Genomic DNA, 21,653 nt, shown 5'->3' on the forward strand with positions numbered 1-21,653 from the left:
TCAATGCGCGTCGTGTTTATGGGAACGCCCGATTTTTCGGTGCCTGTGCTGGATGCTTTGGTCGAGGCTGGCCACGATGTGGTCTGCGCCTATTCGCAGCCCCCGCGCCCTGCGGGCCGTGGCAAAAAAGATCGCCCCAGCCCTGTGCATGCACGGGCCGAGGCGCTGGGCATTCCTGTCCGCCATCCTGTGAATTTCAAAGACGCCGCCGATGTTGCGGCCTTTGCTGATCTGAACGCTGATGTGGCTGTGGTTGTGGCCTATGGTTTGATCCTGCCGCAGTCGTTGCTGGATGCGCCGAAACATGGCTGCCTGAATATCCATGCGTCCCTGTTGCCGCGTTGGCGCGGTGCGGCCCCGATCCATCGCGCGATTATGGCGGGCGATGCGGAAACGGGTGTGTGCATCATGCAGATGGAGGCAGGTCTGGATACCGGCCCCTTTCTGATGAAACAAACCACCGCCATTGGCGCCGAAGAAACCACAGGTCAGTTGCATGACTGGCTGTCGGATATGGGCGCAAAACTGATCGTCAAAGCACTGGCCGATTTGGCTGAACTGACGCCTCAGGTGCAGCCCGATGACGGCGTGACCTATGCCGCGAAAATCGACAAAGCCGAAGCCGCGATCGATTGGTCCGAACCCGCCGAAGTCATCGACCGCAAAATTCGCGGCCTGTCGCCATTTCCGGGTGCGTGGTGCGAAATTAACGGCGAACGCGTCAAACTGCTGGGATCGAAATTGGTCGAAGGGTCCGGCGATGCTGGCCAGATCCTAGACGGGTTTACCGTGGCCTGCGGCACTGGTGCGGTGGAAATCACGCGCCTTCAGCGGTCGGGCAAGAAACCTGTGGACACCGTTGACGCGCTGCGCGGGATGGAGCTGCCGGAGCGTATTTGATGGTGTTTTTGTTAGGTCTGCCACGTATGGCAGTCAATTTTGTGTTCATGTTTTTGGTATGGATGTTCACACGGCCAGGTGGCTGGCTATTCGCCTGCATCGCGGCCGTGTTGATCGTCAAAGCGGTGCCCGCTGAACTTTGGGGTCAGCCTAGGCCTTAGCCTTTTAGGCTGATCGTGTGTTCGCGTAGCCAAGCCATAAATTCACGCGGCGATTTGATTTTTTCCGCAACCACATCCGCGGGGATCGGATCGCCAATAATCGGGGCCTGTGGTTTGTCGAACGCATGCGCAACTTCGTGTAGCAGCAGGCCCTGACGGATTGTCGGCGAAATGCAATTCGCGATCTGATACGCGCGCGAATTCGATCCCTGAAAGAAACATGGCACAACGGTCGCGCCAGACGTACGGATCATTTTCGCGGTAAAGACGTTCCATTCGGCTTCGATCGCGGGGCCGAACGGTTTTTCGGCTGCGGCCACAACGCCCGAAGGGAACAGCGCGACCAGACCACCTTCGGCCAGATGTTCCATGGCTTTTTTGCGCATTTCGATCATTTTGCGCTGCGCGTCTTCTTCGTGCGGGAAAGGCACGGGAATCATATAGCTTGCGGCGCTTTCGTCGATGCCCGTCAGTAGCGAACGTGTCAGAATGCGGTAATCGTCGCGGCGGCGGCCGATCAGGTCGGCCAGAATCATACCATCCACCAGACCATGCGGGTGGTTGGCAACAAAAATCACAGGGCCGGTTTTAGGGATGCGGTTGATCTGTTCCATCGGAGTTTGCAGATCAATGCCCATCGTGCGCATGGTGGCGGGCCAGAACGCTTGGCCCGTTGGGGCGCCCATGCGTTCGAATTTACGAACGCGGCGCACAATCCGCCATTTCCCAGTGAGCCATTCCAACCCACGGATTACATTGCGTTTAAACGCACTATCAAAGGTGTTCGAATAGGTCAGGCTACGTCGGTCATAGACCTTTGGCGCATCGGTTGGGCCCGCTGGGGCGTTCGCAGTATTGCGCGTTACGTCTGTCAAAGGTCAAACCCCTGAAATGCCTAGTTGCCTTCGCCGAAATAGTCCGCGACCAAAGCTTGAATCGCGTCGGCAAGTTCTTCGGCCTGATTGCCTGAAGTTTCGACTTCAATAAAGCTTCCTTTGGCTGCTGCCAACATCAAAAGCCCCATTATACTATCGCCTGAGGCGTCCATGCCGTCTTTGGAAACGGTTGCTGTTGCATCGAACTGTTCAACAGTTTCAGCAAGCTTGGCCGAGGCACGGGCGTGGAGGCCCTTGATATTGATGATTTCAAGGCGGCGGGTAATGGACATATGGGTTAATTATTCTGTGACTTGATGACTATTGATGTATTTGCGGGCGGCCTGCAGCGCAGCGTCGACCGCATCGGGTACGGTTCTGCCGCGGCTTTTGGCCAGCTTGATCAACATAGGCAAATTCATACCATATAAAATGCGGCGGTTTGTCGGTCCGCATGCGCGTAAGGATAGGTTTGATGGCGATCCACCGAAAATATCGGTGACGATCACAACGCCATCGCCTGTATCCACAGAATCTGCAGCATCGCAAATTTCGGCTTGTTTTGCAGAACGGTCATCTTCGGGTCCCGTTGCGATGGCGCGAACGGCATCCTGTTTTCCGACGACATGTTCCATGGCTGCCAAATATTCTTTGGCAAGACCACCATGTGCTACGATGACGATCCCGATCACGCGTGTTCACCCCGATCAGCCAAACCTGTTTTAGTCTGGCGTTCCAATTCCCGATGTCGTTTAGACACCCGCCAGCCATCCTCTGCAAGAGCCTTGGACAAGAGTTCTGTCATTGTGACCGAACGGTGTTGCCCTCCGGTACACCCGAACCCGATGGACAGGTGGGTTTTACCCGCGTCGCGAAACGCAGGTAGGAGTAGCTCAACCATGGATTTGACGTGGTTAAAAAATGGCGCGAACCGTTCGTCTTGGGTGACATAGGATTGGACGTCGGCATTGGTGCCGTCCAGCGACCGTAGTTCCGGATCCCAATGTGGGTTGCGCAAAAAACGGCAGTCAAAAACGAAATCCAGTCCCCGAGGCAGACCGCGTTTGTACGAAAATGATTGTGTCGCCACTGACAGCAGTTGGTCGTGGTCGCTCGAAAACCATCGCTGAACCTCTAGCCGTGCTTCGTGGGGGCTCATTGTGCTGGTGTCGATCAGAAATTCGGCACGTGCGCGAATGGGCAGCATCAGCTCTTTTTCTTTGCGGATGCCGACGATCGGATCGTTGGAATCCGCCAAAGGGTGCCTGCGGCGTGTTTCGGAAAATCGGCGGATCAATACGTCATCTGCGCAATCCAGAAATAGCACCTTTAGATCAACGCGGGGATCGACGCCCAAACGGTCAATCGTGTCGATCACGCTATTGACCGTGAAATCGCGATTGCGCACATCCAAACCCAATGCCAGCGGACGGTCCAACGGGCTGCCTTCGATCAGGCGGTCCAGCAAGGATAGGGGCAGGTTGTCGATGACTTCGTACCCGATATCTTCCAATGCGCGGACTGCGGTTGTGCGTCCTGCACCCGAAGGGCCGGTCACCAAAATCAGATCCTGTTTTTCCGGCGCATCTAGCATGGGGTTAATCCTGTCGGCCTTCTTTTAGATATTGCAGTATCCCAAAGGGGAAGTGAACGCCTGTGACCCCATATATTAGCGGGATTGCATGTTTGTGATACGTCGTGTGTCGTGTTTGAGGCAGGCGTTCCGTTTCTGTGCGGTCTAAATCTACAACTAGCAAAAGTTGTGCCGAAACTGCCTGTGCACGTAAAATACCTATGCCGCGCGCTTCGATCAGGCCGTGGATGGGGGCGGGGGCGCGCACGGTTAAGTCGGGGTAGATGTCCGTGCGGTCATCCGCGACCAGATCACAGCCCATAGACATCAATTGCAACGCAAGCGTTGATTTCCCTGTACCGGACCCACCTACGATCAGCACGGCGCGGCCTTGATGGGCAACGCATGATCCGTGAACATTTATTGGATCGTCTGACACTTTTTAGACTGGCAGACCAACGACAAAACGTGCGCCCAACGGGTCGGATGTAATGTCTGCGTCCGTGGGGCGAATGTTTTCGGCCCAGATGACACCGCCGTGGGCTTCGACGATTTGTTTTGAAATCGCAAGGCCCAGACCAGAGTTGTTGCCAAACTGCCCAGCAGGACGTTCAGAGTAGAAGCGTTTGAAAATTTTGGTCAATGCGCCGTCAGGAATACCCGGTCCGGTGTCTTCGACGACGACCAAAATGCGATTTTCACGTTTACGGGCCCAAACGCGGATGGCATCACCATCTTCGCAGAACGAAATCGCATTGGTGATCAGGTTGACGAACACTTGGGCCAATCGGCCTTCGAGGCCGGCAATCATAATGGGCCCAGTTGGTAAGTCGGTCAGGTATTCAATGCCCTTGTCACGGGCCTGTTCGCCTAGGAATTGGTTTAGGTTGCCCAGCATTTCCAATAGGTCGAATTCCGTTTCGTCCTCTTTCACCAATTCGGCATCCAGACGGGACGCGTTGGAAATATCGCTCACCAGACGGTCCAAACGCACCACATCGTGTTCGATGACCTGTAGTAGTTTTTCGCGCTGATCGTCGCGTTTTGCGACCCGCATTGTGCCAACCGCCGATTGCAACGATGCCAGCGGGTTTTTGATTTCATGGGCAACGTCGGCTGCGAATTGTTCGTTGGCTTCGATCCGGTCATACAGCGCCGCAACCATGCCCCGCAGCGCGCCAGACAGGCGGCCAATTTCATCAGGGCGGGCGGTCAAGTCAGGAATGCGTACACGGCCAGGCGACATTTTGCGCGCATTGCGATCGCGGCCAGCCTCTGCTGCGGCGGCAAGATCGGCCAAAGGGTTGGCGATGGTGGATGCAAGGATGAGCGACAGCCCGATTGAAACCAGAATGCCGATGACAAACATCTGGAGCACCTGTTCACGTTCGCGTCTGACCAAAGCATCCAATTCACCCGCAGCGCCGACCAAAACGACAACGCCGACAGGGGTGTCGCCTTGCATAATCGGGGTGCTCACGCGGAATGTGGTTAACCCGTCGCTGTTGTATTCCGAATGCACCTGCGTCCCGTCGGACAACGTAAGGGCCACATCCGTTTGTGCCGTTTCCACGGGGTCCGCCGACACATTAGATTCAGCATCCGAATTGAATAGGCGCGCCAAACCTTCCCACATCCAATTCAGAAAATCGGTGATGATCGTGCCATCGTCGCCATAGTTCAGGCCGTCGACTGTGGCACGGTCGGGGGCCGTTTCTGATACCACCAATGTTTCGTTCGGATCGAAAACATAGACTTGCACGCCGCCCCGCAGGTCCAGACCGGCCAAGGTTTCGGCGGAATTGATGCCATCGCCCGTGATCAAATTCACTGGCGCGCTGTCGGGTAGCTGTGCCTCGAAAACGTCGGCGATTAGCTCGGCTTCGTTCACGAGCCCCGACGCACGTTGGAACGCAAGGTTGTCGCGCGAAGGGTTCATCCACAATACGCCGCCGACAAGGATCAAAATCGCCAGCAGGTTGAAGGTGATGATTTTGCGCGCCAGCGGCGACCGGTTCAGCGTAATCAGCCCGCGACGACGGCGGCGATCCAGAATTTCGCGGTCCATCGTCGTTTCGGGCGAGATATATTCATCCCCCAAAACAATGTCCGATTTCTGTGCCGCATTGCGGACAGAGCGTAAATCTCGAACATCGATTTGCGGGTTGGCAGTCATCGATTACTCTTCGTTATAGCGATAGCCGATGCCGTACAGCGTTTCGATCGCGCTGAATTCATCGTCGACCTGACGCATCTTTTTGCGCAGACGTTTGATGTGGCTGTCGATCGTGCGGTCATCAACATAGACCTGATCATCATAGGCCACATCCATCAGCTGGTCGCGGGATTTCACGAAACCGGGACGCTGGGCCAATGCCTGCAGCAGCAAGAATTCGGTGACCGTCAGAGACACGTCGCGGTCTTTCCATTTTACCGCGTGGCGCAGTGGGTCCATGGTCAGCTGGCCGCGCGTCATGACTTTGTTGTCTTCTTCGACGGCCTCAACCTCGACGCCGTTCAGCGCGTCCTGACGACGTAGCAGCGAACGGATGCGTTCAACCAATAGGCGCTGGCTGAACGGTTTTTTGACGTAATCGTCTGCGCCCATACGCAGGCCCAGAACTTCGTCGATTTCGTCGTCTTTCGAGGTCAGGAAAATAACCGGCATGTTGGTTTTCTGGCGCAGGCGTTGCAGCAGATCCATGCCATCCATGCGGGGCATTTTGATATCCAGCACAGCCAGATCCGGCAGCTTTTTGTTAAAAGCATCCAGCGCTTGTTGGCCATCGTTATATGTTTCGATTTCGAAACCTTCTGCCTCTAGCGTCATAGCGACCGAGGTCAGGATATTACGGTCGTCGTCGACCAGCGCGATTTTGTGCATGGGATGATCCCTTTAGCCTGAATTTTTTGAACTGCCGTTTTTAGGGACAGTTTTCGCATTTTTTCTGCGGGCGAATCAATCGGAAACTGCGATTCGCGCTGTTTGCGTAAACAGTTATGCCTAACAGAATCGACCAATTGGTCCGATTTGCGGCCTTGGTCTTATGGTCGCGCTAACAGGTTGCGCTAACACCAAAATGATTGCGCTAACTGCGTCAAACCTGCCTTTTCTGATGTAAAATCATGGTGCTATGTGGGCCCCTATCCCGGAGCAACAGGCTCCCAAAATCAGGAGAGAGACAAATGGACCACGGACGGGTCAACCCAACCATGAAGCTTGAAAATCAAGGCATCACTGGACTGGGTTATGTCTATTACAACCTGATGGAGCCTGCGCTTATTCAGGAATCGTTGAAATTGGGCGAAAGCACCTTGGGCAATGGCGGCGCGCTGCTGGTTTCGACCGGCAAACACACCGGCCGTTCGCCAAAGGACAAATTCGTTGTTCGTACCCCTTCGGTTGAAGACAGCATTTGGTGGGACAACAACGCGCCAATGGCGATGGACAAATTCGACGTCCTGCACGCTGACATTCTGGAACACATGAAGGGCGGCACCTATTTCGTACAGGATTTGTTCGGCGGCGCTGACCCTGAACACCGTCTGGACGTGCGTATGGTGACCGAACTGGCATGGCATTCGCTGTTTATCCGCACCATGCTGCGCCGCCCAGAACGCGAAGAGCTGGACACATTCGATCCAGAATGGACCATCATCAACTGCCCATCGTTCAAAGCGAACCCAGAAAAACACGGCTGCCGTTCGGAAACCGTGATCGCGCTGAACTTTGACAAAAAGACCATTCTGATCGCTGGCACCGAATACGCGGGCGAAAACAAGAAATCGGTATTCACGCTGTTGAACTACCTGCTGCCTGAAAAAGGCATCATGCCGATGCACTGTTCGGCAAACCACGCTGTTGGCAACCCTGTCGACACCGCGATTTTCTTTGGTCTGTCGGGCACTGGTAAAACCACCCTGTCGGCTGACCCTGATCGCGTGCTAATCGGCGACGACGAACACGGTTGGTCGGATCGCGGCACCTTTAACTTCGAAGGCGGCTGCTACGCAAAAACCATCAACCTGTCGGCCGAAGCTGAACCAGAGATCTACGCGACCTGTTCGATGTTCGGCACCGTGATCGAAAACATGGTTTACGACGAAGACACCAAAGAACTGGACTTCGAAGACAACTCGATCACCGACAACATGCGCTGTGCGTACCCGCTGCACTACATTTCGAATGCTTCGGAATCGGCACTGGGCGGTCACCCGAAAAACATCATCATGCTGACCTGTGACGCATATGGTGTTCTGCCTCCGATCGCGCGTCTGACACCTGCGCAGGCGATGTACCACTTCCTGTCTGGCTTCACGTCGAAAACACCAGGCACCGAAATTGGTGTGACCGAACCGATCCCGACATTCTCGACCTGTTTTGGCGCGCCATTCATGCCACGCCGCCCAGAGGCCTATGGCAAACTGCTGCAGGAAAAAATCGCGGCTCACGGCGCGACCTGCTGGTTGGTAAACACCGGTTGGACCGGCGGCGCATACGGCACAGGCAGCCGCATGCCGATCAAAGCAACCCGCGCGTTGCTGTCGGCAGCGCTGGACGGTTCGCTGGCCGAAGCCACATTCCGCAAGGACCCGAACTTTGGTTTCGAAGTCCCTGTAACCGTTGCTGGCGTTGACGCGACCCTGCTGGATCCACGTGCAACTTGGGCGGACAAATCGGCCTATGATGCGCAAGCGTCCAAGTTGGTGGAAATGTTTGCAGACAACTTTGCGCAGTATGTTCCGTTCATCGACGAAGACGTCAAAGCAGCAGCAATCGGCTAATACGCGCCACTCACGCGAATTTCGGGCTCGGATGCGACAGTATCCGGGCCCTTTTTATTGACACCGCTAGCCAACGCATGAAGATGACGCCCATGTTTAAGATGCGTATAATTTCTTTGGTATTCGGTCTGATTCCCGCTGTCGCTACCGCCTATGAGGCAAAGCCGACAATCGTTGTGGGGGATATTGGGTTGCATTGCCCATACGAAGTGCTGGCATCTGAACCTGCGCCCGATACCGAAATCGGCGCGATTGATGTGATTGTTGGCGAACCATCGGTGTTGTCGGCGACCACAACTGTTCCTGCTGTCCAGCATTTGGGATTCGGTTTTCAGGCGCGCCTAGCGGATGGGATCAAATTGCCGGGCGCTGAAATTGTTGTGCGCCATCCGCCGATGGGCACTGAAGGCGTGACCGAACAACGCTGGACACCCAGCTTGTCGGATCAGGATTTCAGTTTGGGCATGTATCGTTTCGACATGCCGTACGAAGTGCTGATTGGCGAATGGTCCTTTGCCATCGAACAGGCGGGGCAAACGCATTTTTCCGTCACCTTCGATGTGATTCCTGCGCCTGCGGGGATGTCGATCGAAAGCCTATGTAGCGGCGATTTGCTGTTGTCGTAATCAGCCCATGATCCCGCGGCGGACCAGATTGATCCCTGCAATCAACAACACCCACAGGGTGGCCTTGCGGAACAGGGCCTGATCGATGCGGTCGTGGATTTTGAACCCGATCCACATGCCCAAAATGCCCGGCGGGATCAGCGCCAATGAAAACGGCACGGTTTGCGCGTTCAGGATGCCCGATTTCAGGTGCCCGATCAGCAACATCACCGCGCCCGCGCCATAGACAACGCCCTGAACGCTGAACTGTTTGGCTTTGGGCGTGTCGACAGCAACCAGATACAACACCGTCGTTGGTCCCCATGTTCCCGAAAATCCGCCCAGCATACCCGATAGAATGCCGGCGATTATCGACCCAATTTTGCGGCGATGCGGCGGGATTTCGACGCGCACCCCTGCGATTTGGATCGCGCATAGGACCGTCACGATGATTCCCAGCCCCAACAGCATCATGTCAGCGGACACATAGGCCACGAATTGGGATGTGATCAGGATCATGACACAGACCAAAATCACATAGACCCGATACTCCATCAGGGCGTCCCACGCGTTTTTCAGCCCGCCTTTGGTGACCTGTAGAATGTTGGTCAGAACAATCGGCAGAATGATTCCCGCGACCACCAATTTGGGGTCGATCAGAATGCTTAGCCCTGAAATCATAATCAGCGGCATGGCAAAGCCGATCGCGCCTTTTACCGTGCCTGCGATGACAGTCACAACAAAAGCAAAAGCCAATAATTCAGGTGAGATCAGCGAAAATAATGCATCCATTCCTCAGGCTTAGACGTTTAACTCAGACAACGCACGAAAAATTCCCATGCGACATTTTGTTTGTCGCTACGTATTCTAGACGAAATTAAGTTGCGCTGCGGTTGCGAAATCGTTATCTCTGCAGGTGCACAATCAGGAGCCGACCATGCCTCACGACGGACAGGACATCGCTATGACAGCATCGCCAATTCTTGAGAACCTTTTGGACTTAACGGGCGCTGTGATCGCCCCAGTGGAACAACTGCTGGTATCCGCAAAAGAATCGGTAAAATCACGCGTGACGAAAGACGGCCGCGTGTCGGGCGGGTTGGTCGAACAGAATCAGGCGGCGGCGCACGGATTGGCGTGGCTTGCGACCTATGTGGAATCGCTGCGCCAGATGCACGGCTGGGCGGTTGCGGCCAAAGCCGAAGATAAATTTGGTGAAACCGAACAGCTGATCCTGCAGATCGCATTCGGCGAATACCTGGCCCAAATCAAAGGCGGCATTCCGATGTCGCAGGGCGAAATCCTGCGTTTGAATGATCTGGGCGTGCAGGACAATCTGACCTCGGTCGAAGTGATCACTTTGGTTCAGTCCGCCAACACCCAAGCTGCGCGTTCGCGTTTGGTTGAATTGATGCAGGACCAGAACGGCGCGACAATGTTCGGCACCTCGGGTCTGGACGAAGAACTGGAAATGATCCGCGATCAGTTCCGCCGCTATGCGCTGGAAAAGGTCGAACCTTTTGCGCATGAATGGCACCTGAAAGACGAATTGATCCCGCTGGAAATCATCGACGAACTGGCTGAAATGGGCGTGTTCGGCCTGACCATCCCAGAAGAGTTCGGCGGTTTCGGCCTGTCCAAAGCGTCCATGTGCGTCGTGTCCGAAGAACTGTCGCGCGGCTATATTGGTGTTGGTTCGCTGGGCACCCGTTCGGAAATCGCGGCAGAGCTGATTTTGGCCGGCGGCACCGACGAACAGAAAGAAAACTGGCTGCCAAAACTGGCATCCGCAGAAATTCTGCCGACGGCTGTGTTCACCGAACCAAACACCGGTTCGGACCTTGGGTCTCTGCGCACCCGCGCGGTCAAAGGCGAAGACGGCGATTACAGCATCACCGGCAACAAAACATGGATCACCCACGCGGCGCGTACCCACGTGATGACCCTGCTGGCGCGGACCGACCCGAACACCACCGATTACCGTGGTCTGTCGATGTTCTTGGCGGAAAAAACGCCGGGCACCGACGAAAACCCATTCCCGACCGAAGGCATGACCGGCGGCGAGATCGAGGTTCTGGGCTACCGCGGCATGAAGGAATACGAACTGGGCTTTGATAATTTCAAAGTCAAAGGCGACAACCTGCTGGGCGGGGAAGAGGGTAACGGTTTCAAACAGCTGATGCAGACGTTTGAATCGGCACGTATCCAGACCGCAGCACGTGCAATCGGTGTGGCGCAATCCGCGCTGGACGTTTCAATGCAATATGCCATCGACCGCAAACAGTTCGGCCAATCGTTGATCAATTTCCCACGTGTGTCGGGCAAATTGGCGATGATGGCGGTGGAAATCATGATCGCACGCCAGCTGACCTATTTTTCGGCCCGCGAAAAAGACGCGGATCGCCGTTGCGACCTAGAGGCTGGCATGGCCAAACTGTTGGGCGCGCGTATCGCGTGGGCCTGTGCGGATAACGGTCTGCAAATCCACGGCGGCAATGGTTTTGCGTTGGAATACAAAATCAGCCGCATCCTGTGCGACGCCCGTATTCTGAACATCTTTGAAGGTGCAGCAGAAATTCAGGCGCAAGTGATCGCGCGTCGTCTGCTGGGTTAATCCTGCATCCGCGACAGCGCGTCGATCAATCGTTGGCGCGCTGCGGGGACGCGGCCCGAATGGGCGGCAAACAATCGGTTTTCAATGAAATAGCCTGTTGTCTTCATGGCACGGGCTATTTCGCTGCCGCTTGCGTCGCCTTCGCCTTTCATCACGGGGACCAGATCTAACATACGGTCGGCCCATTGGCCTGCGCCTTGGGCGCTGACCGCGCGGCCTGATTTTGGCGATATGTAACACAGGTCTTCGTTCGTGCCGCGCACGGCGCAGGCCGACAGGTCGATGGCGAAACCCAATTCCTCTAGCAGGGCCATTTCCCAATGCAGATAGGCCAGCGGCCAGACATCGTTCTGCCCCAGCAGGTCCAACAGTGCGATGGTGCGGTCATATAGCGGGCTATGCGGTTCACGTTCGGGCAGGGTGCGGGCCAGCAAGCCGCAAACTGCGTTCAGCCCGTTCAGAGCCAGGCGATCGTTCATCACCAATGCCGCACGGCTGCGCACAGGTTCGACGGTAAAGCTGCCCATATGGGTTTCCAGACGGGCTTTCCATGTGACGCTGATTTGGGTGCCGGGTTGCAGGGTCGCGACCATTTTTCGGCTGGTGCCGCCGCGTACAACGCCGCTGTGGCGGCCACGGGATGGAGTGAATACGTCGATGATCATGGCGTTTTCGCCATGGGCGCGTGCGGCGATCAAAGCGCCTTCATCCCGCCATTCGATCATTCCAGCCCCGGTTCGTCCAATAATGTACGGCCCATGCGGTCTTCGACTTCGATCACCCATAGATCGCTGTCGAACGACCGCTGTTTGGCGACCGATTGATCGACGTCTGCATCACTGCCTTCGATCAGGGTCATCCATTTGCGGTCGCCCGTCATCAGGTCAAATGACCGCTGATAGGCCGCCGCGTTGCCGTCTAATGTGTTCAGTTTTACCAGCACAGCGCCCGCCGTTTCATCGCCGCGCGCTGTGACAAAGGCCGGAATATCGGCCAGACGTAGGCGCGTCAGATAGGCCGACACCCATACGCCCGCGGCAAGCCTCATGCGTTGCCGTCCTTAAAATCCAGACCCATTTCCGAATAGCGTTCGGATTCTTCAAGCCAGTTCGGACGCACCTTGATCTGCAAGAACAGGTGGACCTTGCGGCCCAAAAATTCCTGCAATTCTTCGCGGGCGGCTTTGGACACGGCTTTGGCGGTTTCGCCGCCTTTGCCCAAAACGATACCTTTGTGGCCGTCGCGGGACACGTAAACGATCTGATCAATACGGGCCGATCCGTCTTTGCGCTCTTCCCATTTTTCGGTTTCAACCGTCAGCTGGTAGGGCAGTTCCTGATGCAGGCGCAGGGTCAGTTTTTCGCGGGTGATTTCCGCCGCGATCATGCGCATCGGCAGATCGGCGATCTGATCATCGGGATACAGCCAAGGGCCCGTTGGCATCTGTTCGCCCAGCCAATGTTTCAGATCTTCGCAGCCGTGGCCACGTTCGGCCGAAATCAGGAACGTTTTTTCGAACGTATAGGCGTCGTTCATTTTCTGGGTCAGGGCCAGCAGGTCTTCGGCCTTTACGCGGTCGATTTTGTTGATCGCCAGCGCAAGGCGTACATGCGACATGTTTTCGGCCAGCGCGTCCAGAATGGCCTGAACGCCGTCGGTCAGGCCGCGGTTTGCTTCGATCAATAGAACAACAACATCCGCGTCCGCTGCGCCGCCCCAAGCGGCTGCAACCATCGCGCGGTCCAAACGGCGGCGCGGGCGGAACAGGCCGGGGGTGTCGACGAACACGATTTGGTTCTGATCATCCATAGCAACGCCGCGAATACGGGCGCGGGTGGTCTGAACCTTGTGGGTGACGATCGACACTTTGGCGCCAACCATCCAGTTCAGTAGGGTCGATTTACCGGCGTTTGGTTCGCCGATCAGCGCGGCAAAGCCTGCGCGGGTTTGGGTATCTGTCATGTGCTGACCTTTGCAAGCAATGCTTTTGCGGCGGCCTGTTCGGCGTGCCGTTTCGAACCTGCGCTGGCGCGTTCGCTATCGCCGCTGTCCAAGCGCACTTCGATGGTAAAGACGGGTTGATGATCGGGGCCGGAGCGGGACACTTCGGCATATTTCGGTGGGGTCTGACCGCGCCCCTGGGCCCATTCCTGTAGCGCGGTTTTGGGGTCGCGGGCGTCGTCTTCGACCTGATTGATGCGGTCGCCCCATAGGCGAAGAACGACGTCGCGGGCGGTTTCAAAACCGGCATCCAGATAGACGGCGGCGATCACCGCCTCCATCGCGTCGCCCAGCAATGCGTCCTTGCGGCGGCCGCCTGATTTCTGTTCGGATCGGCCCAGACGCAGGACGGACCCCAGATCGATTTCCTTGGCCACATCGGCGCAGGTTTCTTTGCGCACCAATGCGTTGAAACGGGGGGCCAATACGCCTTCGGCTGCGGCTTTGTCGGCTTTGAACAACGCTTCGGACATGACCAGGCCCAGAACACGGTCGCCCAGAAATTCCAGACGCTGGTTGTTGTCACGGTGCGGCGACGACATCGAAGGGTGAGTCATTGCGCGCACCAGCAGTTCGGGGCGCGAAAATTCGTGCCCTAGGTTTTTGCTGAATTTTACGAGCTCGGCTGACAATTTCATTCGATCGACCTGAATATCCGCGAAGGTGACCACGTCCAGATAAACGCGGGTCCATCCCCTTTGAAAGCATAAAGTACCCGACCGACGCGCCCGATAACAGCGGTTTTAGGCACAAAGCCCAACCCACCCGCGTTGGCAGAGATGCGGCTATCGCGCGAATTGTCCCGATTGTCACCCATGAAAAACAGATGCCCGTCAGGAACAGTGAATATCGGAGTGTTGTCCATAGGCCCGTTATTCAGCGCGGACAGGACACGATGTGCGCCATTATCCCCAGGTAGGGTTTCGGTAAATTGGTCTTTTTGGCAGGTGGCGCCATAGCCAACAGCACCATTGCTACACCGGGGCAGTGATTTCCACGGGCCCTGTGGTGTCATCGGTTCAACAAAGGCATCCATGGCTGTTTGCGTGGCGGGAACGCTGTTGATGACCGGTAGGCCATTGCGCATCTGGACTGTGTCACCGCCAACCCCGATAACGCGCGCCACATAGACCAGCCCATCGTTTGGATCGCGAAATACCATGACATCCCCGCGGTCGGCACTGCGGTCTAGGCGCCATGCGACAACAACATCGCCGATCAGCAAGGTTGGTTTCATCGATCCCGACGGGATAGAATAGGGTGTCCAGAAAATGCGAGAAAGGGTCAGGACGGCCAGCAAAACCGCCGCATAGAATCCGGCGGTTCTGGCAAATGACATTTCATATAAACGGCGCTGGCCCTGATTTTTCAAAAGCTGGATCGCAAGCAGCACAACGCTGACAAACGGTAGCAAATACAGCAATGTCAAACCTGCGGGCCAGCGCATCTGATTAAAGCGCCGTACGAAATGACCCACGACAGGAACCGTCAGCAAGGAAAGCGCGACCCATGCGGTGATTTCTACAATCCGCGCAGCATTGCCAAAGCTATCAAGGGTCAAGAGTGGCAGGCAGACCAAACCCACAAATATCAAGACGACTAATAACTGGGACCGCGATGTGCGTCCTGTCCAGTCATAGCCGTCTTGGTACAAAGTGACGGGGTTATAGTTGCGCCACATGGCTAATTAGTTGATCGCGTGGAAGAAACGGTCGCCGCGCCATGTCCAGAACGCCAGAATGGATTTGCCCGCGGACGAAAAGATAACGCGGTCTGCGCGGCCTACGATATCTTCGCGGCGGACGGTGCCGACACCACGGTTTCTGATCGGGTCCCATGCAAAACGGCTATCAACGGAATTGTCGCGGTTGTCGCCCATGAAAAAGAATTCGTTTTCCGGAACGTAAAACACATCTGTGTTGTCTCCTTGACCACTGTCGGTGATGTTCAGGATTTCATGGCTTACGCCGTTTGGCAGCGTTTCGATAAAACGATCTTTGACGCACTGATTGTTCGTGACAGGGCGCATACAGCTGGGCGGAATTTGGTGCGGACCTTGGGGGCTGGTTTCTTCGATGAACTGACCAGCAGGTTCGACCTGTACGGGTTCATCGTTGATATACAGCAGCCCATCAATGACCTGAATTTTGTCGCCCGGAAGGCCGATTAGGCGTTTGATGTAATCTTCGCCCAGACCGCGATGGCGGAATACGACGACGTCGCCGCGCTCTGGGTCGTTGCCGAACAGGCGTTCGTCGCTACCCATAAAGGCGCCACAGAAATCCTCGGGGCCGATGTCGATTCCCAGCGCAGGCACTTTGACCGCAGGACAAGAGGCGTAGGAATACCCGTAGGCCATTTTGTTCACGAACAGAAAATCGCCAATCAGCAGCGTGTCTTTCATCGATCCTGACGGAATCCAGAAAGGCTGGAATAGGATCGAACGGAAAAGACCTGCGATCAGCAGGGCATATACGACGGTTTTAACCGTTTCTTTGACGCCGGCCCACAGGCCATTTTCTTCGGACATTTTCTGCTCCTGCGTAAGACGTGGACTTCATGCGGCGCAGATAGGACTAAGTCAACCCAACTGCGGTGTTGGGCGGGCTTCGATCACGACAAAGGCTTGGGCCCATGGGTGATCGTCTGTCAAAGTGACGTGAATATGAGCGGTGTGACCTGCGGGGGTCATTTCTGCCAGCCGTTCTGCGGCCCAGCCCGATAGGGTCATCGTTGGCTGGCCCGAAGGAAGATTTTCGACAGCCATGTCGATCCAGCTGATCCCCATGGCGAGGCCCGTTCCCAATGCCTTTGAACAGGCCTCTTTTGCGGCCCAGCGTTTGGCATAGGTGCCGGCCACATCTTTGCGGCGTTCTGCCTTGGACTGTTCGGTCGGGGTGAAGACGCGATTTTTGAAACGGTCGCCAAATCGATCCAACGTGCCCTGAATGCGTTCGATATTGGCCAGATCAGACCCGATACCCAAAATCATTCGGCGCCTCCGACGTTGAAATCAGTGGTCACATCACCTGTTGATTGGTTGATCGTGATCGCCAGTTGGGCCGAATTGGTGAAAGACACATCAGGCAGCCAGATCTGCACAGGCAAGGTGACTGTCAGGCCTGTTGCTGGATTGTAATCGGCATTGCGTTCGTTAAACCAAACCGCCGCGAACCCCTGCTGGTCATCATAGCTGACGATTTTACATTGGCGGCTGCCCAATTCATCAAAGGGCGGCGATAGAACCATGATGTGTAGCGCACCGGCTGCAGGTTCGATGCTATCCATGACGGTGATCCGAATGCGGTCACTGGCATAGGTCGCTGTATTTTCGTCCCATGGTTCCATGATCGCGGCGGCATCGGATCGGTGATCTACGCAGTCGTCCACCGTGACAGCCGCAGCCGGAGCCGCGATCACACCAAATACTGCTGCAAAACGGATCACCCGCGTGCCTCGTCCATCAGGCGGCGCATTTCGCGGATCGACCCGTCTAGGCCGCGGAAAATGGCTTCGCCGATCAGGAAATGGCCGATGTTTAGCTCCATCACCTCGGGCAGGGCGGCGATTGGGCCCACGGTGTCATAGGTCAGGCCGTGGCCTGCGTGCACCTCTAGCCCCAAGGAATTGGCAAAGGTCGCCATATCCGTCAGGCGTTTCAATTCGTCATCGCGTTCGGCAAATTTACCTTCGGCGTGCAGATCGCAATAGGCGCCTGTGTGTAGTTCGATCACTTGCGCGCCGATGCGGTTTGCGGCTTCGATCTGGCGCTGATCTGCTGCGATAAAGATCGACACGCGGCACCCTGCATCGCGCAGAGGGGCGATGAAATGGGCCAAACGATTTTCTTCTTTGGCGACTTCCAGACCGCCTTCGGTGGTGCGCTCTTCGCGTTTTTCGGGAACGATGCAAACGGCGTGCGGTTTGTGGCGTAAGGCAATCGCCTGCATTTCGTCCGTCGCGGCCATTTCGAAATTCAATGGTTTGGTCAAAGCTGCCATAAGGCCATCGATGTCGGCATCGCTGATGTGGCGGCGATCTTCGCGCAGGTGCGCGGTGATGCCATCGGCGCCTGCCTCTTCGGCGATTTGTGCAGCGCGGATCGGATCAGGATAGGCGCTGCCGCGCGCGTTGCGAACGGTGGCAACGTGGTCAATGTTTACGCCCAGGCGCAGTTTTCCAGCACTCATCGGTTTTCTCCGAATGTTTGAATTTGGTTGGACCCTAATCGGTTATTTAGATGTCGTCAGCGTGTTTTTCCGCAGACCGCGACAATTGGGCCATACGATTGCGCAAACGTTTGCGACGGCTGGCCTGATAGGCGCTAATGACAGGTAGGGTGATGTAATAGGTCACGACGGCGGCAATTGTTCCAATCAGCAGCCCGCCTATTGCGTAGGGGACGAATACGTCGTGAAAGAATAATTCCAGCCCCCGCCAATCTGTTTTTGCAGGCGTGAAAATGGCAAAGAAATTGTGCCACAAATCCTGTCCCGCAGCGCTGAATTTTTCCATGACGGACAAATTGGGATCGTGGTCAGGGCGGGACCCCAACATAAAATGCCCCGTTGTCAAAGAGGCAAACGCGATAAACCCAAAGGTTGCAGGGTTGCCAAAAAACGTACCCAAAACCGCCGCGCCGCTGTTGCCGCGAATTGCGCGTGCCGCCAGCCATGCGAATAGGATGTGAAATCCGAAAAAAGGGGTAAAGCTAAGGAACACACCGACAGCGATACCTCGGCAGATTTTTTCGGGCGTATCGGGCAGGCGGCGCAAACGGTGTTTGACATAATTATACGCGCGCAGCCATCCACCCCTAGGCCAAAGCATTTGCTGTAATGCCCGCCAAAAAGGTAACCTGTCGCGGCGTTTGAACACGGTTTATTGCCCTGCTTTTTTCACCTGCGCTGCGCGGGATGGATCGCGCAAACGAGCGATAGAGGAAACATTGCTCTCGGCCTCTAGTGCGGTCATCACGCGGTGCAGATGTTCGATGTCACGCAGGTCAACGTCGACATGCAGACGGAAAAAATCAGGTTTTCGGTCGATGAAATTCAGGTCGGAAATATTGGCGTCCTGTTCACCGATCAACGTGCAAATACGGCCCAATACGCCCGCGTCATTGCTGATGGTCAGGTCCAGCGTGACGGTGTGTTTGGCTTCGTGGCGGCCGTCTTGCCAATGCAGATCAACCCATGCGTCTGGCAGGTCTTCGAATTCAGCCAGTGCCGCGCAATCAATGGTATGCAGGACCACGCCATGACCCGGAATTGCGATGCCAACGATGCGTTCGCCTGGAACAGGCTGGCAGCACTGACCGCGTGCATAAGATTTATCGCCGGTCAGGCCGATGACGGCCTTTTCCTGTTCGATCTCGTCGCCTTCGCGCTCGGCAAGGTCGGGATAGATGGCACGGACAACGCGGCGCGACGTAATTTCAGCGCTACCCAAACGGGCCAGCATTTCGTCAACGCTTTCTAGCGCCAGAGTTTTTGCGGCTGTGCGCAATGCTTTGTCTGTGGCTTTTTTGCCAATGTTTTCAAAGGCAACCCGCGCCAATTCCTGGCCCAGTTTGATGTAGCGTTCGCGGTCCTCTTCGCGCAGCGCACGACGGATCGCGGTTTTCGCGCGGCCCGTCACAGCGATGTCGATCCAGGTTGCTTCTGGTTTTTGGCCTTCTGCGGTGATGACTTCGATGGATTGGCCGTTTTTCAAACGTGTCCACAAAGGCACGCGCAGCCCGTCAACCTTTGCACCCACACATGCCGCACCAATGCGGGTGTGAATGGCATAGGCAAAATCGATCGGCGTCGCGCCACGCGGCAATTTGATGACGTCACCTTTGGGGGTGAAACAGAACACTTGGTCCTGATACATCTCCAGTTTGACGGCCTCTAGGAATTCATCGTGATCGGTATCGTCGTCCAAACGTTCCGATAGCTGCGAAATCCAGCGGACGGGATCAACAGCAAAGCGGTTTTCGACCAGTTCACCGTTCTTATATGACCAGTGCGCTGCCACGCCGGTTTCCGCAACTTCGTGCATTTCGCGGGTGCGGATTTGGATTTCAACGCGTTTGCCGTCGCGGCCAGATACGGTGGTGTGGATCGAACGATAGCCGTTGGATTTGGGCTGGCTGATGTAATCCTTGAACCGGCCAGGAACCGCGCGCCACCGTTGGTGCACGGCGCCCAACACGCCATAGCAATCGGTTTCGGTTTCGGTTAGGACGCGGAAACCATAAATATCGGACAAGCGGCTAAAGCTTTGGTCCTTTTCCTGCATCTTGCGCCAGATCGAATAGGGCCGTTTCGCGCGGCCATAAACGTCAGCTTTGAGCCCTGCTTTTTCCAGTTCGACCCGCATATCCGAGGTGATTTTTTCCACCACGTCGCCGGATTCTTTTTGCAGCATGGCAAAGCGGCGGATGATCGATTGGCGGGCATCAGGGTTCAGAACCTTGAATGCCAGATCTTCGAGTTCTTCGCGCATCCATTGCATACCCATGCGGCCCGCAAGCGGCGCATAGATATCCATGGTTTCACGTGCCTTTTGGGCCTGCTTTTCAGGGCGCATCGACGAAATCGTGCGCATGTTGTGCAGACGGTCCGCCAGTTTGACCAGAATAACGCGCAGATCGCGGGACATTGCCATAAACAGTTTGCGGAAATTTTCCGCCTGTTTGGTCTGGGTCGACGTCAGCTGAATGTTGGTCAGTTTGGTCACGCCGTCCACCAGTTCGGCAATGTCGCGACCGAACAGTTTTTCGACTTCTTTGTAGTTGGCTTTGGTGTCTTCGATTGTGTCGTGCAGCAGGGCGGTGATGACGGTGGCGTCATCCATCTGCTGTCTGGCCAAAATGGCGGCGACTGCAATCGGGTGCGTGAAATACCGTTCGCCGGAATGACGGAACTGGCCGTCATGCATGGCTTCGCCAAAATCGAACGCCTTGCGGATCAAAGCTTCGTTTGTGCGAGGGTTGTAGGTGCGGACCAGCGCAACCAGTTTGTCAGCTGTCGTAATTTGGTCCGGCACCGGAGTCTCTATCGTTGGGCAGCGATTAACGCTGGCCTTGTGCTTCCATCAACTGACGCAGCAGTTTCTCTTCGGACATGTCGTCCTCTGCTGGTTTGTCAGCTTCGGCACCCATCAGCAGAGCCATCGCGTCGTCTTCTGGTTCGTCGACTTCGATCTGGGTCTGGTTGGATTCGATCATGCGTTCACGCAGATCGTCAGCCTGTTGGGTTTCGTCAGCGATTTCGCGCAGCGCAACAACAGGGTTTTTGTCGTTGTCGCGGTCAACGGTCAGCGGCGAACCTGCGGAAATTTCACGAGCACGATGTGCTGCAAGCATTACCAGATCAAACCGGTTCGGGACTTTATCGACGCAATCTTCTACCGTTACGCGGGCCATAAGCGCACTCCACTATTGAATATGTGGTCCTAGGAAGCCCCCCGTTTACGCCCAGATCATAGAAATGACAAGCGGATTCGGATCAGTGGTACAGGACCACTTCGTCAATTTCCGTCTGCGGTAGGGCATCGCGCATGTCGATCACGGTTTTTTGTAGGGTCGGATGGCGCCATTCCGGAGCCACTGTGGCCATCGGGACCAGAACAAAAGCGCGGTCCTGAATGCGTGGGTGCGGCAGGATGAGTTGGCTAGGTGCAACTTGCGTCTGCTGTGATAGCGGCAGGTTCATCCATCGCGATAGTTCGTCGCTGTCTGGCAGAATTGCGTCACCAACGCAGAGTAAATCCAGATCCAGCGTTCGTTCGCCCCAACGTTTGGTCCGCACGCGGCCGAATTCCGTTTCTATTTCATGCAGTTGGTTTAAAATTTCCAGGGCGGGCAGGTCGGTTTCGAACCGAATCACCGCATTTGCGAAATCGGGTCCTGCGCCTTTTGGGAAACATGGTGTGCGATAAATCGAACTTTTGTCGCATGTAACGCCCAATCTGGATTCAATTGTAGCGATAGCATGGGCAATAATCTCTTTTGGGGTGCCAAATGTTGACGTAGCGTTGGACCCAAGTGCCACGAGTGTTAAGGTGGGCATGCTATAGTACATCCTGACTTGAGAACACGATTTAAGTAGCTAGATATAATTGTGACAACGCGCACTCCACTCACATTTG

25 protein-coding genes are annotated in these 21,653 nt (G+C 55.7%); 4 read left to right on the forward strand and 21 right to left on the reverse strand.

Features of this window, described 5'->3' with window-relative positions:
• Positions 1-3: 3 nt before the first annotated feature.
• Positions 4-900: a methionyl-tRNA formyltransferase gene (fmt, locus tag ACXAGA_RS06455; protein ID WP_475116674.1), complete on the forward strand. Its 897-nt coding sequence runs from the start codon at positions 4-6 to the stop codon at positions 898-900.
• Positions 901-1,057: 157 nt separating this feature from the next.
• On the opposite strand, the gene ACXAGA_RS06460 is transcribed toward fmt, so the two are convergent.
• From ACXAGA_RS06460 to ACXAGA_RS06490, 7 genes are read right to left on the reverse strand one after another with little or no spacing between them, the layout of a single operon-like run.
• Positions 1,058-1,936 (reverse strand): lysophospholipid acyltransferase family protein, encoded by an 879-nt coding sequence (locus ACXAGA_RS06460; protein ID WP_475116675.1) that lies wholly within the window; start codon positions 1,934-1,936, stop codon positions 1,058-1,060.
• A gap of 20 nt (positions 1,937-1,956) precedes the next feature.
• On the reverse strand, positions 1,957-2,229 hold the full coding sequence (locus ACXAGA_RS06465; protein WP_475116676.1) for an HPr family phosphocarrier protein: 273 nt from the start codon (positions 2,227-2,229) through the stop codon (positions 1,957-1,959).
• A 9-nt stretch (positions 2,230-2,238) separates the two neighbouring features.
• The gene (locus ACXAGA_RS06470; protein WP_086450820.1) at positions 2,239-2,628 is read right to left on the reverse strand and encodes a PTS sugar transporter subunit IIA; all 390 of its coding nucleotides are present in this window, start codon (positions 2,626-2,628) and stop codon (positions 2,239-2,241) included.
• Positions 2,625-3,530 (reverse strand): RNase adapter RapZ, encoded by a 906-nt coding sequence (gene rapZ, locus ACXAGA_RS06475; RefSeq protein ID WP_475116677.1) that lies wholly within the window; start codon positions 3,528-3,530, stop codon positions 2,625-2,627. The genes ACXAGA_RS06470 and rapZ overlap by 4 nt, the downstream gene beginning before the upstream one ends.
• 4 nt (positions 3,531-3,534) lie before the next feature.
• Positions 3,535-3,948 (reverse strand): HPr kinase/phosphorylase, encoded by a 414-nt coding sequence (locus ACXAGA_RS06480; protein ID WP_475116678.1) that lies wholly within the window; start codon positions 3,946-3,948, stop codon positions 3,535-3,537.
• A 3-nt stretch (positions 3,949-3,951) separates the two neighbouring features.
• The gene (locus tag ACXAGA_RS06485; RefSeq protein WP_475116679.1) at positions 3,952-5,685 is read right to left on the reverse strand and encodes a sensor histidine kinase; all 1,734 of its coding nucleotides are present in this window, start codon (positions 5,683-5,685) and stop codon (positions 3,952-3,954) included.
• A gap of 3 nt (positions 5,686-5,688) precedes the next feature.
• On the reverse strand, positions 5,689-6,393 hold the full coding sequence (locus ACXAGA_RS06490) for a response regulator transcription factor (protein WP_475116680.1): 705 nt from the start codon (positions 6,391-6,393) through the stop codon (positions 5,689-5,691).
• A 302-nt stretch (positions 6,394-6,695) separates the two neighbouring features.
• Between ACXAGA_RS06490 and ACXAGA_RS06495 the strand changes: the two genes are divergently transcribed.
• A complete protein-coding gene (locus ACXAGA_RS06495) occupies positions 6,696-8,294 on the forward strand; it encodes a phosphoenolpyruvate carboxykinase (protein ID WP_475116681.1) in 1,599 nt (532 codons plus the stop codon).
• A 92-nt stretch (positions 8,295-8,386) separates the two neighbouring features.
• Positions 8,387-8,920 (forward strand): DUF3859 domain-containing protein, encoded by a 534-nt coding sequence (locus tag ACXAGA_RS06500; protein ID WP_475116682.1) that lies wholly within the window; start codon positions 8,387-8,389, stop codon positions 8,918-8,920.
• Here the strand turns inward: ACXAGA_RS06500 and ACXAGA_RS06505 are convergent, their stop codons facing one another.
• The gene (locus ACXAGA_RS06505) at positions 8,921-9,691 is read right to left on the reverse strand and encodes a sulfite exporter TauE/SafE family protein (RefSeq protein ID WP_475116683.1); all 771 of its coding nucleotides are present in this window, start codon (positions 9,689-9,691) and stop codon (positions 8,921-8,923) included.
• 145 nt (positions 9,692-9,836) lie between these two features.
• On the opposite strand from ACXAGA_RS06505, the gene ACXAGA_RS06510 reads away from it, so the two are divergent.
• On the forward strand, positions 9,837-11,513 hold the full coding sequence (locus ACXAGA_RS06510) for an acyl-CoA dehydrogenase family protein (protein ID WP_475116684.1): 1,677 nt from the start codon (positions 9,837-9,839) through the stop codon (positions 11,511-11,513).
• On the opposite strand, the gene recO is transcribed toward ACXAGA_RS06510, so the two are convergent.
• From recO to folK, 13 genes are all read right to left on the reverse strand, one after another.
• Positions 11,510-12,238, reverse strand: a complete 729-nt coding sequence (gene recO / locus ACXAGA_RS06515; protein ID WP_475116685.1) for a DNA repair protein RecO — start codon at positions 12,236-12,238, stop codon at positions 11,510-11,512. The two genes, ACXAGA_RS06510 and recO, sit on opposite strands and share 4 nt — an antisense overlap.
• Positions 12,235-12,561 carry a DUF1491 family protein gene (locus tag ACXAGA_RS06520; RefSeq protein WP_086450810.1) on the reverse strand — a complete coding sequence of 109 codons (327 nt, stop codon included), beginning with the start codon at positions 12,559-12,561 and terminating at the stop codon, positions 12,235-12,237. The genes recO and ACXAGA_RS06520 overlap by 4 nt, the downstream gene beginning before the upstream one ends.
• Positions 12,558-13,475: a GTPase Era gene (gene era / locus ACXAGA_RS06525; protein ID WP_475116686.1), complete on the reverse strand. Its 918-nt coding sequence runs from the start codon at positions 13,473-13,475 to the stop codon at positions 12,558-12,560. Before era ends, ACXAGA_RS06520 begins: the two co-directional genes overlap by 4 nt.
• The gene (gene rnc / locus ACXAGA_RS06530; RefSeq protein ID WP_475116687.1) at positions 13,472-14,152 is read right to left on the reverse strand and encodes a ribonuclease III; all 681 of its coding nucleotides are present in this window, start codon (positions 14,150-14,152) and stop codon (positions 13,472-13,474) included. Before rnc ends, era begins: the two co-directional genes overlap by 4 nt.
• Positions 14,149-15,195 (reverse strand): signal peptidase I, encoded by a 1,047-nt coding sequence (gene lepB / locus ACXAGA_RS06535; RefSeq protein WP_475116688.1) that lies wholly within the window; start codon positions 15,193-15,195, stop codon positions 14,149-14,151. Before lepB (ACXAGA_RS06535) ends, rnc begins: the two co-directional genes overlap by 4 nt.
• 6 nt (positions 15,196-15,201) lie before the next feature.
• Positions 15,202-16,044, reverse strand: coding sequence for a signal peptidase I (lepB, locus tag ACXAGA_RS06540; protein ID WP_475116689.1), 843 nt, complete (start codon positions 16,042-16,044; stop codon positions 15,202-15,204).
• Positions 16,045-16,095: 51 nt separating this feature from the next.
• Positions 16,096-16,506, reverse strand: a complete 411-nt coding sequence (acpS, locus tag ACXAGA_RS06545) for a holo-ACP synthase (RefSeq protein WP_475116690.1) — start codon at positions 16,504-16,506, stop codon at positions 16,096-16,098.
• Entirely contained in the window at positions 16,503-16,961 is a 459-nt protein-coding gene (locus tag ACXAGA_RS06550) for a hypothetical protein (protein ID WP_475116691.1), read from the reverse strand. Before ACXAGA_RS06550 ends, acpS begins: the two co-directional genes overlap by 4 nt.
• A complete protein-coding gene (locus tag ACXAGA_RS06555; RefSeq protein WP_475116692.1) occupies positions 16,958-17,704 on the reverse strand; it encodes a pyridoxine 5'-phosphate synthase in 747 nt (248 codons plus the stop codon). The genes ACXAGA_RS06550 and ACXAGA_RS06555 overlap by 4 nt, the downstream gene beginning before the upstream one ends.
• Before the next feature lie 46 nt (positions 17,705-17,750).
• A complete protein-coding gene (locus ACXAGA_RS06560; protein WP_475116693.1) occupies positions 17,751-18,344 on the reverse strand; it encodes a DUF2062 domain-containing protein in 594 nt (197 codons plus the stop codon).
• Positions 18,345-18,395: 51 nt separating this feature from the next.
• Positions 18,396-20,537 carry a RelA/SpoT family protein gene (locus ACXAGA_RS06565; RefSeq protein ID WP_475116824.1) on the reverse strand — a complete coding sequence of 714 codons (2,142 nt, stop codon included), beginning with the start codon at positions 20,535-20,537 and terminating at the stop codon, positions 18,396-18,398.
• Positions 20,538-20,574: 37 nt separating this feature from the next.
• Positions 20,575-20,928 carry a DNA-directed RNA polymerase subunit omega gene (rpoZ, locus tag ACXAGA_RS06570; RefSeq protein ID WP_086450801.1) on the reverse strand — a complete coding sequence of 118 codons (354 nt, stop codon included), beginning with the start codon at positions 20,926-20,928 and terminating at the stop codon, positions 20,575-20,577.
• Positions 20,929-21,010: 82 nt separating this feature from the next.
• Entirely contained in the window at positions 21,011-21,586 is a 576-nt protein-coding gene (gene folK, locus ACXAGA_RS06575) for a 2-amino-4-hydroxy-6-hydroxymethyldihydropteridine diphosphokinase (RefSeq protein WP_475116694.1), read from the reverse strand.
• Positions 21,587-21,653: the final 67 nt, after the last annotated feature.

The organism is Marivivens sp. ABH4_498 (assembly GCF_056160585.1).

Coding starts and splice junctions, on each gene's coding strand:
- fmt (WP_475116674.1), top strand. CDS start 4: ATGCGCGTCGTGTTTATGGGAACGCCCGATTTTTCGGTGCCTGTGCTG.
- ACXAGA_RS06465 (WP_475116676.1), bottom strand. CDS start 2,229: ATGTCCATTACCCGCCGCCTTGAAATCATCAATATCAAGGGCCTCCAC.
- rapZ (WP_475116677.1), bottom strand. CDS start 3,530: ATGCTAGATGCGCCGGAAAAACAGGATCTGATTTTGGTGACCGGCCCT.
- ACXAGA_RS06485 (WP_475116679.1), bottom strand. CDS start 5,685: ATGACTGCCAACCCGCAAATCGATGTTCGAGATTTACGCTCTGTCCGC.
- ACXAGA_RS06490 (WP_475116680.1), bottom strand. CDS start 6,393: ATGCACAAAATCGCGCTGGTCGACGACGACCGTAATATCCTGACCTCG.
- ACXAGA_RS06495 (WP_475116681.1), top strand. CDS start 6,696: ATGGACCACGGACGGGTCAACCCAACCATGAAGCTTGAAAATCAAGGC.
- ACXAGA_RS06500 (WP_475116682.1), top strand. CDS start 8,387: ATGTTTAAGATGCGTATAATTTCTTTGGTATTCGGTCTGATTCCCGCT.
- ACXAGA_RS06505 (WP_475116683.1), bottom strand. CDS start 9,691: ATGGATGCATTATTTTCGCTGATCTCACCTGAATTATTGGCTTTTGCT.
- ACXAGA_RS06510 (WP_475116684.1), top strand. CDS start 9,837: ATGCCTCACGACGGACAGGACATCGCTATGACAGCATCGCCAATTCTT.
- recO (WP_475116685.1), bottom strand. CDS start 12,238: ATGATCGAATGGCGGGATGAAGGCGCTTTGATCGCCGCACGCGCCCAT.
- ACXAGA_RS06520 (WP_086450810.1), bottom strand. CDS start 12,561: ATGAGGCTTGCCGCGGGCGTATGGGTGTCGGCCTATCTGACGCGCCTA.
- era (WP_475116686.1), bottom strand. CDS start 13,475: ATGACAGATACCCAAACCCGCGCAGGCTTTGCCGCGCTGATCGGCGAA.
- rnc (WP_475116687.1), bottom strand. CDS start 14,152: ATGAAATTGTCAGCCGAGCTCGTAAAATTCAGCAAAAACCTAGGGCAC.
- lepB (WP_475116688.1), bottom strand. CDS start 15,195: ATGTGGCGCAACTATAACCCCGTCACTTTGTACCAAGACGGCTATGAC.
- lepB (WP_475116689.1), bottom strand. CDS start 16,044: ATGTCCGAAGAAAATGGCCTGTGGGCCGGCGTCAAAGAAACGGTTAAA.
- acpS (WP_475116690.1), bottom strand. CDS start 16,506: ATGATTTTGGGTATCGGGTCTGATCTGGCCAATATCGAACGCATTCAG.
- ACXAGA_RS06555 (WP_475116692.1), bottom strand. CDS start 17,704: ATGAGTGCTGGAAAACTGCGCCTGGGCGTAAACATTGACCACGTTGCC.
- ACXAGA_RS06560 (WP_475116693.1), bottom strand. CDS start 18,344: ATGCTTTGGCCTAGGGGTGGATGGCTGCGCGCGTATAATTATGTCAAA.
- rpoZ (WP_086450801.1), bottom strand. CDS start 20,928: ATGGCCCGCGTAACGGTAGAAGATTGCGTCGATAAAGTCCCGAACCGG.
- folK (WP_475116694.1), bottom strand. CDS start 21,586: ATGTACTATAGCATGCCCACCTTAACACTCGTGGCACTTGGGTCCAAC.